Annotated in this window: 9 protein-coding genes and 2 rRNA genes; 3 read left to right on the top strand and 8 right to left on the bottom strand. The window is 66.1% G+C overall.

The genetic code is table 11. From position 1 onward, the window contains the following. The first annotated feature begins 8 nt into the window (after positions 1 to 8). A complete protein-coding gene (gene aroD / locus RIA68_11395; GenBank protein MEQ8318044.1) occupies positions 9 to 1511 on the top strand; it encodes a type I 3-dehydroquinate dehydratase in 1503 nt (500 codons plus the stop codon). 43 nt (positions 1512 to 1554) lie between these two features. Here aroD and RIA68_11400 read toward each other — a convergent pair whose 3' ends face one another. Genes RIA68_11400 through RIA68_11410 form a run of 3 tightly spaced genes read right to left on the bottom strand, consistent with a single transcriptional unit; the run spans position 1555 to position 3005 of the window. Next, on the bottom strand, positions 1555 to 2085 hold the full coding sequence (locus RIA68_11400; GenBank protein ID MEQ8318045.1) for a hypothetical protein: 531 nt from the start codon (positions 2083 to 2085) through the stop codon (positions 1555 to 1557). A gap of 10 nt (positions 2086 to 2095) precedes the next feature. Continuing rightward, a complete protein-coding gene (locus tag RIA68_11405) occupies positions 2096 to 2485 on the bottom strand; it encodes a phosphopantetheine-binding protein (GenBank protein MEQ8318046.1) in 390 nt (129 codons plus the stop codon). A gap of 55 nt (positions 2486 to 2540) precedes the next feature. Beyond that, the gene (locus tag RIA68_11410; GenBank protein MEQ8318047.1) at positions 2541 to 3005 is read right to left on the bottom strand and encodes a FabA/FabZ family ACP-dehydratase; all 465 of its coding nucleotides are present in this window, start codon (positions 3003 to 3005) and stop codon (positions 2541 to 2543) included. Positions 3006 to 3060: 55 nt separating this feature from the next. Here RIA68_11410 and recO point away from each other — a divergent pair, with 55 nt between their 5' ends. Both recO and RIA68_11420 read left to right on the top strand, forming a co-directional pair. After that, positions 3061 to 3795: a DNA repair protein RecO gene (gene recO, locus RIA68_11415; protein ID MEQ8318048.1), complete on the top strand. Its 735-nt coding sequence runs from the start codon at positions 3061 to 3063 to the stop codon at positions 3793 to 3795. Positions 3796 to 3851: 56 nt separating this feature from the next. Beyond that, the gene (locus RIA68_11420; protein MEQ8318049.1) at positions 3852 to 5324 is read left to right on the top strand and encodes an HDOD domain-containing protein; all 1473 of its coding nucleotides are present in this window, start codon (positions 3852 to 3854) and stop codon (positions 5322 to 5324) included. Here the strand turns inward: RIA68_11420 and RIA68_11425 are convergent, their stop codons facing one another. The 5 genes from RIA68_11425 to RIA68_11445 form a co-directional block, all read right to left on the bottom strand. Beyond that, complete coding sequence (locus tag RIA68_11425) at positions 5325 to 6545, bottom strand: pitrilysin family protein (protein ID MEQ8318050.1); 1221 nt, start codon at positions 6543 to 6545, stop codon at positions 5325 to 5327. A gap of 21 nt (positions 6546 to 6566) precedes the next feature. Further along, complete coding sequence (gene thiE / locus RIA68_11430; protein ID MEQ8318051.1) at positions 6567 to 7619, bottom strand: thiamine phosphate synthase; 1053 nt, start codon at positions 7617 to 7619, stop codon at positions 6567 to 6569. Between the two features lie 107 nt (positions 7620 to 7726). Further along, a 5S ribosomal RNA gene (rrf, locus tag RIA68_11435) occupies positions 7727 to 7833 on the bottom strand. Positions 7834 to 8058: 225 nt separating this feature from the next. Further along, positions 8059 to 10791, bottom strand: a 23S ribosomal RNA gene (locus RIA68_11440). 495 nt (positions 10792 to 11286) lie between these two features. Further along, positions 11287 to 13365 carry a hypothetical protein gene (locus RIA68_11445; protein MEQ8318052.1) on the bottom strand — a complete coding sequence of 693 codons (2079 nt, stop codon included), beginning with the start codon at positions 13363 to 13365 and terminating at the stop codon, positions 11287 to 11289. Between the last annotated feature and the right edge of the window lie 18 nt (positions 13366 to 13383).

Raw genomic sequence — 13383 nt, forward strand, 5'->3', positions numbered from 1 at the left:
CACACGCCATGTCCACGCTCGTGTGCGTACCCATCGCCGTCGATACGCCCGAGCAAGCGCTGGCCGACGTCGAGCATGCACGCCTCGCCGGCGCCGACCTCGTCGAGTTCCGCCTCGATGCGTTCTTCGAGGAAGCAAGCCAGATCGACGCGTGCGTCAAGCTGATCGCCGATTCGCCGCTGCCGTGCATCGCGACGTGCCGACCGAACTGGGAGGGCGGCGAGTACGAGGGCGAAGAGAACGCGCGCCTTGCGCTCTTTGAGCGGCTCATCGAGGCCGAACACGCGCCGCGCTATATCGACGTCGAACTCGCCGCGAAGCACACGCCCGGCATCGGTGACCGCCTGATCTTGAGCGTCCACGACTTCGAGGGCCGCCCCGACAACCTCACCCGCCAGTTGCTCCAACTCCGCGAATCATCGGCGACCGTCCACAAGATCGCGTTCCGGGCGCGTTCGCTGCGCGACAACCTCGAGCTGTTCGAGATCCTCGCGCACCGCGACCGCCCCACCATCGCGCTGGGCATGGGCGCCTACGGCCTGATGAGCCGCGTGCTCGCGCCGAAGTTCGGCGGCTTCCTGACCTTTGCGAGCCTGCGCCCCGAGACGACGACCGCCCCGGGCCAGCCCACCGTCGCCGACCTGCTCGGGCTGTATCGCTTCAAGAGCATCACGCGCAAGACCAAGGTCTTCGGCATCGTGGGCGACCCCGTCGAGCACTCGCGCTCGCCGGCCATGCACAACGCCGGCTTCGAGCGCGTGAACTTCGATGGCGTCTACCTGCCGCTGCCCGTGGCGGCGGGGTACGAATCGCTCAAGGCCACGCTGACCGAACTTCTGGCATCGGACTCGCTCGATCTCACCGGCCTGAGCGTCACGATGCCGCACAAGGAAGACCTCGTACGACTCGCGCGTGATCAATCGTGGCAGGTTGACGATCTGGCAGCGCGCTGCGGGGCGGCGAACACCCTCGTGCGCACCGCGTCGGGCCTCCGCGTGCTCAACACCGATGGCCCGGCCGTCGTGCGTTGCCTGCGGGATGCCGGAGTCAATCTCGGCGACGTGCTCGTATTGGGCGCGGGCGGCATGGCGCGGGCGGTGGCCTTCGCGCTGTCCCTAGCCGGCGCCCGCGTGCACGTCTACAACCGAACGCCCGAGCGTGCGCGACAACTCGCCGAAGCCGTGCCGAACGCGTCGCACGTGGAGTCACTCAAGGACTTGCAGCCCATGCAGGCCGTCGTGCAGTGCACGCCTATCGGAATGGCCGGCGGACCGGCCCCAGATCAGTCGCCGTTGCCAGGGGATGCGTTTAGCGATGCGGTGATCGTCGAAACCGTCTACTACCCGCGCGAAACGCCGCTCGTGCGAGACGCAGCCGCGCGCGGCCTACGAGTGATCGATGGGCTGGATGTGCTCGTCGCGCAGGCTCTGGACCAATTCAAGCTATTCACCGGTCACGCAGCCCCGATCGACCTGTTCCGCCAGAACGCTCTTTCCGAGCCGCGTGCGTGAGCACGCGGACCTCTTGATGTCATCGCGGGGAGGGTCCGCGTGCTCACGCACGCGGCTCGGAAGGAAGCAACATCGCTCCGACGCCCTCACCGCCCGCCAGAACGCTCGCAGCGATCAGTGTCCGGAACGCTTCGGCCGCCAGCAACGGGTCTCGCTCCGCCGGCACGTGCGCAAACATCAGGTCGACCACGCCGAGGTCTCGCGGCGCGTCCCACGCGGGGTCCATCACGCGCACGACGCCGTCGACCGAGGCGCCCTGGTCGTCGATCGCGACCAGCGTGGCTTCGAACTCGATCGTCGCCCCGGGCAAGACCTCAAATTCGATCTCGGCCTTGCGGATCTTGGCGAGCACGACGTCGTGCTTGAAGCCGCGCGCGTGGCCGGCGAGCAGGCCGCCCGTTTGGGCCATGCCCTCGATGATGAGCGGCGCGGGCGCGAGCGGCAGCGCGGGGCGGTCGCCCGAAGCCGGGAAGTGCTGGTGCAGGTGGGGCTCGCTCAGGCTGATGGTCTTGCACGCGACCAGCCGCCGGCCGGGCTCGAGGGCCAGGATGCGGTCGATCCAGAGCCAGCGCACGGGGCGGGCCTCAGGCGGCGGCGCCGAGCTTGCGCTCGACGAAGTTGGTGATCGCGTCGACGGTGAAGATCTCGCCCACGCGACCGAGGCGCGGGTCGGCCTCGATGGCGTCGATCTCGGCGTGGGGCAGCCGCTCGCGCAGGGCGCTCAGGCCGGCCTCGGTCAGCACGCCGTCCTGCACGTACGCGGGGTCCTGTTGGAGATTCTCGGGGAAGAGCTCGCCCTGCTCGATCTTGATGTCGAAGGCCTGTTCGAGGCGGAAGACGATGTCGAGGAAGTCGATGGACTCGGCCCCGAGATCGCCGGTGAGGGTTGCCCGCGGGGTGACCTCCTCCTCGTCGATGCCCAGCACCTCGGCCAGCACCTCTTGCACCCTCGCATGGATCTCGTCTCGCGTCATAGCGCCTCCGTCGTGGCCCGCCGATCGTCCCCGGCTACACGCCCCCAGGGGTGTTTCATGCTATGGGGCTCGCGTGTTCCACGGGGTGGTTCCACGGCGGGCTCGGCCTGGCCGGACGGAGCACCAGACGGCCCGAGACGGCCGGGGGGAGGCCCTCGACCCCCGCGAGATCGCACGCTTCCTGATCGCACGCAAACGCCGTGGCAGCGATCGTGGCGGAGGCATCGTCCTGCTTCACGAGCTTGACGTCGCACACCAGCCACTGGCCGGGCGAGAGGAAGCTGCTGAAGCGCACGGCCCGGGCCGAGGCGAGCACCCAGCAATCGGCGCCCTCGGCGTGGGCCCCGAGCAGCACGCGGCCGGCCCGCACCAGCGACTCGATCGCCAGCACGCCCGGCAGCACGGGGCGGCCGGGGAAGTGGTCGCGGAAGTAGGGCTCGGCCGGGTCGAGCCGGCGGCGTGTGACGACGCGGTCTCGCTCGTGCAGCAGGACGTCGTCGATGGGCGCGTACCAGTCCACGGGCAAGCGTAGTGTTTTGTTCGCCCCGAGTCCGACCCCTCGCCCGACGAACGCCATGCCCCCCAGCCACGACGACGCCATCTGCCTGCGCCACAGCGAGTGGAGCGAGACCAGCCAGCACGTGACGCTCCTCGGGCGTGAGCACGGGCTGATCCGCGGATTGGCGCGCGGGTCTCGGCGGGAGCGATCGGCCTTCTCGGGCGGCTTCGAGCTGCTTGCACGCGGGCACGTGGTCTTCTACGAGAAGCCGACGCGCGAGCTGGCCAACGTCACCGCGTGGGACCTGACCGCCACCCACGGCCACCTGCGGCGGGACCTGCCCAGCCTGTGGCGCGCGATGTTCGCGATCGATCTCATGCAGCGGGCGCTGCCGGTCCGCGAGCCGCACCCGCGGAGCTTCGACCAGCTCGCCGACCTGCTCGCCGCCGAGGCCATCGGCATGGAGGCCCTGTCGCGATTCCAGTGGGCGCTGCTCGACGAGGCCGGGCACCGGCCCGACCTGGGAGGATTGGGGGAAGGCCCGACGCCCGCGGTCGTGTACTTCCTCCCCGAGGCCGGGCGGATCGAGGCCGATCGGCCCGCGGGCGGGCACGAGGCCTGGCCCATGCGCGGCCAGACCCTGGACGCCCTGCGATCGATAACCGGCGGCGAAGGTCCGCAAACCGCTGCCGACGAGGCAACTTGGACCCGATCGTCGGCCTTCCTGTGCGCCAACTGGATGTGGGTGCTCGGAAGGCCGATACCTGCTGCACGGGCGGTCTTCGGAGACCGCATCGACCGGGGCGAGTAGGGACGCTCGCGTACTTCGGCCATCCGGCATGCCCTGCCGGCAACAGGAAGGCCTGCATGGACTCGTTCGCCATCGAGGAAATCCTCTCGTGCGAATCGCTCCCCTCGCTGCCGGCGACGGCGGTGCGGGTGATCGAGTTGAGCCAAGACCCCGACTGCACGGTCAACGAGCTTGCCGAGACCATTCGCTTCGACCAGGGCCTCGCCGCAAAGATCCTCAAGACCGTCAACTCGAGCTTCTTTGGCCTGCGCACGAAGTGCGGCACCATCGACAAGGCGTTGGTCGTTCTCGGCCTTCGCGAGCTGCGGAACCTCGCGCTGGGCTTCTCGCTGGTGCCGGCGATGGAATCGGCCTACACCGACGGGTTCGATCCGATCGACTACTGGCGCCGCGGCATCTACTCGGCCGTGGCGGCCAAGTTCATCGCCCAGCGCGTCGCGCGGGACGTTGCCGACGAGGCGTTCCTGGGCGGCCTCTTGCAAGACATCGGCATCATGGCCATGCTGCAAGCGCTCGGCAAGCCGTACGAGGACGTGCTGAAGACCTCGATGACCGATCACCGCAAGCTCGCAGCGGCCGAGCTTCGCGCGTTCGACATGCAGCACCCCGAAGTCGGCGCGCTCCTGGCCCGCAAGTGGCAGCTGCCCGACGAGCTGAGCGTTCCGATCCGATTCCACGAACGCCCGACGGCGGCACCGAACGAGCTGCGGGAGGTCGTCGGCTGCGTTGCGCTCGGCAACGCCATCCATCAATGCCTGACCTACGAGGACAAGGCCGCGTGCTTCAAGCGGCTCTACGACCACGCACAACGCACCTTCGCCCTCGACCAGGCAACGTGCGACGAACTGCTGACCCAGACGGCAACGGCCGCCAAGGAAGTCTCCCGCCTGTTCGAGCTCGACACGGGTGAATCCGTCGACCCCTCGAAGCTGCTCAAGAAGGCCTCGGAGCTGCAGTCCCAGCCCGCCAGCGAGCAGGACCACCTCAACCACGGCTCGGTGTCGGCCGTCATCCGCGACGGCGACCTCGTCGATCCCATTACGGGCTCCATGACGCGCCTTGCGATCGAACGCCAGCTCGAGGCCGTCTACCAAGAGGGCAAGGAGAACAAGAGCCCGGTGAGCGTGGCGATCATCCGAATCGACGGCTACGCCGAGATCGTGCAGAACGAGGGACTCGAGGCGGGCGACATCCTTGCCATCGAGATCACCGAGGCGTTGAACGAGCTGGCCGAGACGCTCGAGAACGCCAAGGTCGGCAGCTTCGACGACGCGACGTCGATCCTCCTCACCACGTCTCCGCTCGATGCGCTGACCAAGGCCGTGACGCAATGGCGTGAATCCTTCAAGAGCGACGCACGACCCACGACCAGTGCGGGCCTGACGAGTTGCCAAGGCGATGGCTACGACGTCTTCACCAAGAGCAAGCAGGTCCTGGCCATCGCGTATCGCGCCATGGAGGCAGCCGTCAACGCCGGCGGCGACGCAATGCGCACCTTCCAGCCCGGCAACGACAAGCAGGCCGCCTGACTACGCGGGCCGCAGCGTGCCGGTCGTCGTCGGCTTCATCGGAAACCGTTCGGCCACGGTGCGAAGATCATCGAGCGTGACCGAACGCACCTGCTCAAGTTCCTCCTCGAGCGGCAGATAGTCGTTCAGCAGCGTCCATCGGGCGCCCAGCCGCTGCATGCGATCGGACGGACGCTCGCCGCCCACCGTGACGCCCGTCGCGGCCTTGGCACGCAGGCGTTCGAGGTCCTGCTCGGTGAGTTCGTCGACGACCTTCGTGAGCTCGCCCGTGATGACGTCTTCGATCTGGCCAAGCTTTTCCGGATCGCCGCTCGCATACACGATGAACTCGCCCGCACCGTCCTGGCCCATGTACGACGATGCGGCCTCGTCGGCCAGGCCGGGCTCGACGAGCGCCCAATGCAGCCGACTGTTGCCGGGCGCGCCGAGCACCTGCGCCAGCAGCCGGGCTGCATGGCGGAGCTCGTCCTGCAGCGGCGGCGCAGGCCAGAGAGCAATGACGTACCCACGCGAGACGCTGTCGCGCGTCAGCTCGAAGCGACCACCACCACTCTCGGGCGCCGGGCCGCGTGGCGGCGGATCGCCGTGCGTCCAGGGCTCGCCCAGGCTCTCGAGCTCGCCGGCGATCTGGTCCATGTCGACCGCGCCGGCCAGCGCAACGACGGTCGCTTCGGCGGTGTACCGCTGCTCGAAGTAGTCGCGCATGGTCGAGACGGGGATGCCCGCGATGATCTCCTTCGTCCCGAGTACGCGGTGGCCGAGCGGGTGCCCGCGGTAGTGCCGCTCGCTCGCGGCCTCGAGCAAGACCCAGAAGGGGTTGTCGTCGTACATCGCGATCTCTTCGAGGATCACGCCGCGCTCGGTCTCGAAGTCGTCCTCGCGCAGGGCGGGCCGCATCATCCGGCCGAGCAGCTTCGCCGCGTCGGGCAGGGCCTCGGGCAGCGTGTGCGCGTAGAAGCACGTCAGCTCGCTCGACGTGTACGCGTTGTTGCTTGCACCAAGGTCGTCCATCGCCGCATTGAGGGCTTCGGCCGACAGGTCTTTCGTGCCCTTGAACATCATGTGCTCGAGGAAGTGGCTGACGCCCATCGCTTGGGCCGGCTCGTCGCGCGCCCCCGTGCGGACGAAGTAGCCGGCCGCAGCGCTATGGGCCTCAGGATCGACCTCGCCGATCAGCCGGATGCCATTGCTCAGCACGCGTTCCTGGAAGGAGATCGCCATGCGCCAGTCTAGCTCGAACGCTCAGGCCCGAGCGGCGGCGTTCGCGCTCGACATCGCGTCGACGATCTCGCGGGTGGCAGACTCGGGGTCGTCGGCCCCGCACACGGCGCCGCACACCGCCACGCCATGGCAGCCGCGTCGTGCGAGCTCGCAAGCGTTGGTCGCGTCGATGCCGCTGATGGCCAGGTGCGGGAGTCGGCTCGCCACCGGGTCGGCCACGACCGCTTCGACCAGTGCCGGCCCGCTGAGCGCGGGCTTGGCCTTGGTCCCGGAGGTAAACATCGGCCCGAGGCCGAGGTAGTCGGCGCCATCCTGCACGGCCTGCCGCGCCTGTTCGAGCGTCGCACACGACACGCCGACGAGCAGCCGATCGCCGACGACCTTGCGAACGTCGCCGACCGGCAGGTCGCCTTGCCCCACGTGTACGCCCGCGGCTCCGGCGATCAAGGCAACGTCGGGCCGATCGTTGACAATGACCGCCACGCCATGCGGACGGGCGAGTTCGACCATCGTTCGTGCACGGTCGAGCAGTTCGCGGTCACCCAGGTCCTTCTCCCGCAGTTGCAGGCACGAGGCACCGCCCCGGCACGCGCCCTCGGCGACGGCCTGCCAGCCACGCCGGCACAGCTCGTCGGTGATGAGCACGCACACGGACCACCGCGGCGAGCCGGCACCCAGGGCCGTGAGCAGCCTTCGCTGGATCTCGTAGGCCTCGTACCGGGCCGCCTCGAACGCCAGGGGCTGCAGGCCAAGCGCCTTGGCGACCTCTTCGCAGGCCCGGAGCGCCTCAGCCACGCGGTTTCCCGCTGCAGCCGCGAGCGAGCCTGCGTCCTTGCGGGACATCTCGTCGGGCGTCGAGATCGCGGTTCCGACGTCCCCCGGCGTGTCACGCCACGCGACCAAACGCCGCGGGCCGGCCGATGCCGCGGCCGTGCGTATCGAGTGGCGGGCGTCTTTGGCTCGGCGTGACGTCTCGGCGTCATCGAGCAGGAATCGGGCGAGGTCCTCGAGCGTGCGCAAGCCCTCGCAGGCACGGTTCACGTTGGCATCGAACATGCGCTCGAGGGCGGCCATGGGGAATCGTATCTGCCGGGTTCGACGCAACGACTCGCCAAGCGCCGACGCGGGAGACCGATGTACCAATAGAAAGAGCCCCCAACGTTTGACCGTTGGGGGCTCAAGTACGGCGATGACCTACTTTCCCGCAGTGCAGTATCATCGGCGGCCAGGGCTTAACTGCTGTGTTCGGGATGGGAACAGGTGTCTCCCCTGACCTATGGTCGCCGAAAATGCACGAGCAGCCTTTCGGCCGCCCGGCACAAGACTCGCCTGGGGCTTGCCCAGGAAAGTTCCGGCCGGATCAGACGTCTACTGGCACCACGAACACCCGAGGGTGCTGCGTGGTTGACGGAAGACCGTATTCTGCTGAATAACGAATCTTCTCTTCTGGATGCACTCGAACGAATCGAGCGAGTGCTTGCCCACGATCCGAAGATCGCGGCAATGGGTTGGTGCGATCAAGCTTTCGACCGTTAGTACCACTCAGCTGAGGACATTTCGGTCCTTACACCTGTGGCCTATCAACCTCGTCGTCTACGAGGGGTCTCACGCTAAAGCGACCAAGTCTCATCTTGAGGGGGGCTTCCCGCTTAGATGCTTTCAGCGGTTATCCCTGCCACACGTAGCTACCCAGCGATGGCCCGAGCGGGCCAACTGGATCACCAGGGGTGTGTCCATCCTAATCCTCTCGTACTAAGGATGACTCCTCTCAAACTTGGAACGCCCACGACAGATAGGGACCGACCTGGCTCACGCCGGTCTGAACCCAGCTCGCGTACCGCTTTAATAGGCGAACAGCCTAACCCTTGGGACCGCCTTCAGCCCCAGGATGCGATGAGCCGACATCGAGGTGCCAAACCGCTCCGCCGCTATGGACGCTCGGGAGCGATCAGCCTGTTATCCCCGGGGTACCTTTTATCCGATGAGCTACGGCCCTTCCACACGGGACCGCAGGATCACTAAGGCCTACTTTCGTAACTGCTCGGCCCGTCGGCCTCGCAGTAAAGCTGGCTTGTGCCTTTACACTCGATGCGCGGTTTCCATCCGCGCTGAGCCAACCTTATGCGCTCCTCCGTTACTCTTTAGGAGGAGACCGCCCCAGTCAAACTGACAAGCACTCACTGTCCCCCGCCCAGGTTCATGGGAATCGGGGTTAGGCCACAAACAAACGAAGGGTGGTATTTCACCAATGGCTCCACCAGCGCCTAAACGCCGGCTTCAAAGCCTCCCACCTATCCTACGCAGCGATCGCTCGTGACCAATAAAAGCCTACAGTAAAGGTCCACGGGGTCTTTCCGTCTTGCCGCGGGTAGGCGGCATCTTCACCGCCACTACTATTTCACCGAGTCGGTTGTGGAGACAGTGCCCAAGTCGTTACACTATTCATGCGCGTCGGAACTTACCCGACAAGGAACTTCGCTACCTTAGGACCGTCATAGTTACGGCCGCCATTGACCGGTGCTTGGGTCGCGAGCTTCGCAAAGCTAACCCGCTTCCGTGACATTCCGGCATTGGGCAAGTGTCACTCTGTATACTTCCTCTTGCGAGTTTGCACAGAGCTGTGTTTTTGGTAAACAGTCGCTAGGGCCTTTTCTCTGCGCCCTCCCTTACGGGTAGGGCCCCCTTCTTGCGAACGTACGGGGTCATTTTGCCGAGTTCCTTCACAACCGTTCTCTCGAGCGCCTGAGGTTCTTCACCCCACCTACCTGTGTCGGTTTTGGTACGGGCCCGTTAATGACATGGCTTTTCTAGGAACCGATTCCGCCCCCAACGGCCCGAAGGCCTACCAATCTGGTAAGGCAGGGGACTTTCTCGATCCGCACCATATCCGGGGTGCTGGAATATTAACCAGCTGTCCATCGACTACGCCTTTCGGCCTCGCCTTAGGTCCCGACTGACCCTGGGAGGATTTACCTTCCCCAGGAAACCTTAGGTTTTCGGCGAGCAGGATTCTCACCTGCTTTATCGTTACTCAAGCTCGGATATTCACTTCCTGACGCTCCACGGGCCCTTTCGGGCACGCTTCAACGCCGACAGGAACGCTCTCCTACCACACTTGCGTGTCCGCGGCTTCGGCTCGATGCTTATCCCCAATCATTCTCGGCGCCGGACTCCTCGACCAGTGAGCTATTACGCACTCTTTAAATGGTGGCTGCTTCTAAGCCAACATCCTGGCTGTCATGGCAATCCGACTTCCTTCCTAACTGAGCATCGATTTGGGACCTTAGCCGGCGGTCTGGATTGTTCTCCTCTTGACGACGGATATTGTCACTCGCCGTCTATCTCCCGAGGCTTGGGCATTGGTATTCGGAGTTTGGTTGGGTGGGGTACCCGTGAGGGCCCACCACCCATCCAGTAGCTCTACCCCCAATGCTTGCATCTCGAGGCTAACCCTAAAGTTATTTCGGAGAGAACGAGCTATTTCCCGGTTTGATTAGACTTTAACTCCTCCCCACAGCTCATCCCAATTCTTTTCAACGAATATGGGTTCGGGCCTCCAGAGGGTCTTACCCCTCCTTCACCCTGGCCATGGGTAGATCACACGGGTTTCGCGTCTAGCCCCTGCGACTGCACGCCCTATTCAGACTCGCTTTCGCTCCGCCTCCGGCCCGATAGGCCTTAGGCTCGCCACAGAGGCTAACTCCCGAGCTCATTATGCAAAAAGCACGCGGTCACCCCGAAGGGCTCCCACCGCTTGTAAGCGCACGGTTTCAGGTGCTATTTCACTCCCCTCATAGGGGTGCTTGTCATCGTTCAGTCACCTTACTGGTCCACTATCGGTCGTCGAGGAGTACTTAGCCTTGGAGGGTGGACCCCCCATGTTCACGCCGGGTTTCACGAGCCCGACGCTACTCTAAAGCTAAACGGCCAACTACAGGGCTTTCACCTTCTTCGGCCACGCATTCCAACGTGTTCACTCAGCCTTATCCGCTTTCGCTCGCCGCTACTTACGGAGTCTCGGTTGATTTCCTTTCCTCCAGGTACTGAGATGTTTCAGTTCCCTGGGTTCGCTCCGCACGCCTATGCATTCAGCGTACGGTACTCTGTAAACAGAGTGGGTTTCCCCATTCGGACATCCATAGATCACAGCTCGGTTACCAGCTCCCTATGGCTTATCGCAGGTTCCAACGTCCTTCATCGCCTCTCGACGCCAAGACATCCACCGTGCGCCCTTCGTCGCTTGATCACACCAACCTGTCGCCGCGAACGACTCCAGATTGGCCCAAGCGCACCTTCACAGTGAACAACCAGCCTTCGGCTTCAACTACCCGGGCTTGCACCCTTGCAGTCTCTGCTTCCGACAAGCTGTCCACAGGCCGGGTTTTGGACTTGCGTCCGTGCACCCGGCGGCGCTCGCTCGATTCTTCTTGCTACCCGCCAGCCCCACACTCCACAATGCACTTCCAAGCTACCTGCCCGAAGGCCTCTCGCTTGGCCGTGCCCGTGCGTGCGGGACGACGTTTGATCCGTGCCGGTTGTCAGAGAGCGTTGGCCACTCGGGGCATCCACCCCTCGTGGCCAGTCCGCGTTTGCCTGCATGGCTGGGCCGTGCAGAGCGGTAGAGATGATAACCACCCACAAGCTGTCGTCAAACTAGGGCATCAAAAAACCGGCCAACTTTTTGGCCGGTCTGGGTGCTGATGGGGGATGTCGACGGGAGTCAGGAGGTGGCAGGCGAGCCTCAGCCGCCACCACCGCCCTTGCCGCCGCCGATCGGGGCGCCGGGCTCGGCGGAAGGCTCACGCCGGGGTCCGCGGGGCTCGAAGTCCGGGACGTCGATCGAGGCCTGTGGCTGGCCCTGGTTCTGCCCGTCCTGGGCGCTCTTGCTCAGCATCTGGTACAGCACGCCCGAACGATCGGTGCTCGCCACGCGCCGCATCAGGCCCTGCCCGCCGAGCTGGGAAAAGTACGCCACGGCTTGGGTCGTACGGTCGCCGACGCCTTCGGCTTGCGTGGGCTCGAAGGTAACGTCGACGAGGTACACGTCGATGTTGGCCGGCACCTTGTCGGGCACGGGCTCGCCTTGCTCGCCGGGGTCCTGGCCGCCCGCGCCTCCGGGGCCACCGCCCGAACCGATGACCTCGGCGCCACCGCGCCGGCCAGCTGGCGGTACCGGCGCGAGATCGGGATCGTCGTCGGAGCCCTGCGCCAGCAGGGGAAGGCGGAGATCGTCGGGAAGGTCGGCCTCGCTCGACACGAGCTCGCCGGGCCGGAGCGTCAGCGTGCTGCGGCGGTAGAAGCCGTAGTAGAACGTGAAGACCTCGACGCTGGCCGTTGGCTCGCCCGGACCGAGTGCGCCGCCGCGGCCGTCATTGGCGCTGGCCAGGAAGAACGCCGTGCGAGGCGCGACGACGATCGCGTCGCTCCACGGAGACGGCTCGCTGAACACCACCGGCGAGGCGGCCAGCGGTCGCTGCGCCTCGACCAGCACTGGCTCGCGGCCGAACATCGGGTTGTTGACCACCAGTCGGGCGCGGTAGCGGTAGGTCTTGCCGGGCTCGGCCGTGGCGTCGTGCGCCCAGAGCCGGGCGTCGTCGTCCTCGAGCAAGCGCTCGTCGCGGGTCTCATCGGAGAACCCGGTGACGGCGATGGGCTCGCCCGTGTCGGGGTCGTAGCCGAGGTCGCGTACCTGCTCCTTCAGGGAATCGATCCGCGCATCGATCTGCTCGATCTGGCGGCGGAGCTGGATCTCTCGCCGGCTCTCGGTCTCTTCGCCGGGATCCTGCCGGCCCGGGTCGCGCCCGCTGCCGCGGCCGTCGCCCTGGTCGCGCCCTTCCTCTTCGAGCTGCTGCTGCAGCGGCGCCTTCCGACGCTCCTCCGAGGCGATCTGGCTCAGGAGCCGTCGCGCCTGCTGCTGCTTGTCGGCCCCGCCCTGCGCCTCGAGCTCGGCCCGGAACACGGTCGGCGGCTTCCACTCGGGGCCGGCGATGGTCCGCAGCGGGAATGGTCGGCGGTAGCTGGGGGCCTCTTCGAAGGCGAGGCGGGCGTCGGACGCCAGCGCGTCGCGGCCGAGCATGTCGTCGGCGGCTTCCTGCTGCAGCAGTGCGAAGAGCGATTGCTCGCCCGGCAAACCATCGATGGTCGTCGTAGCGCCCCACGAGCCATCGGCCAACTGCTCCTGGCGCTCGAGCCGCAGGCCGAGTGCTTCGATGTTGCGGCGCCAGTTGATCGGGATGGGGCGGGCGTCGCCCTCGCCGCCGGCGCGGAACATGTCGTCCAGAGCCGTGCCGTCGTAGGTCACCTCGACGCTGACCGTCGCGATGTCGAACGGCTGGGCCGGCCCGACGATCGCGGCCAGCTCGTCGTTGCCCGACACCAGGGCCGGGTCGAGCGTGCCCGCATAGGACGCGACGACGGGCAGGGTTGGCGCGGGCGGCGTGACAACGGCGTACACCACGTCCTCGGCCTGGCCCTTGAACAGCTCCTCGTCGATCTCGGCGGGCGTGCCCATGGCCATGATGCGCGACCGCGGCGACACGGCACCCGTCACGCGATCGGACACGCCATCGAGCAACGAGTCGCGCTCGCCGACGGGCGGCAGCTCGATCGAAGTTGAGCTCATCTGGGCGTCAACTTCTTGCGCGCGTCGCTCGACGGGGTCGTACGCCCGTGCGGGCGGCAACTCCTGGTTGCGCACGTTCACGTCGTTGGGCGAGCCTGCAAACTGCAGGACCACCACGCCCGCGGCCACGGCCACCATGAGCCCCAGCAACAACTTCTCGATATGGGCTTCAAAGAAGCCAACACCCTTGAGCTTCATCGCATGCTCCCTTTCGAC

Source organism: Phycisphaerales bacterium (assembly GCA_040217175.1).
Classification (GTDB): domain Bacteria; phylum Planctomycetota; class Phycisphaerae; order Phycisphaerales; family UBA1924; genus JAHCJI01.

What these genes read in the sequence shown, in the direction of transcription:
- recO (MEQ8318048.1), top strand. Translation starts at nt 3,061, where the DNA reads ATGCCCCCCAGCCACGACGACGCCATCTGCCTGCGCCACAGCGAGTGG.
- RIA68_11445 (MEQ8318052.1), bottom strand. Translation starts at nt 13,365, where the DNA reads ATGAAGCTCAAGGGTGTTGGCTTCTTTGAAGCCCATATCGAGAAGTTG.
- RIA68_11420 (MEQ8318049.1), top strand. Translation starts at nt 3,852, where the DNA reads ATGGACTCGTTCGCCATCGAGGAAATCCTCTCGTGCGAATCGCTCCCC.
- aroD (MEQ8318044.1), top strand. Translation starts at nt 9, where the DNA reads ATGTCCACGCTCGTGTGCGTACCCATCGCCGTCGATACGCCCGAGCAA.
- thiE (MEQ8318051.1), bottom strand. Translation starts at nt 7,619, where the DNA reads ATGGCCGCCCTCGAGCGCATGTTCGATGCCAACGTGAACCGTGCCTGC.
- RIA68_11405 (MEQ8318046.1), bottom strand. Translation starts at nt 2,485, where the DNA reads ATGACGCGAGACGAGATCCATGCGAGGGTGCAAGAGGTGCTGGCCGAG.
- RIA68_11425 (MEQ8318050.1), bottom strand. Translation starts at nt 6,545, where the DNA reads ATGGCGATCTCCTTCCAGGAACGCGTGCTGAGCAATGGCATCCGGCTG.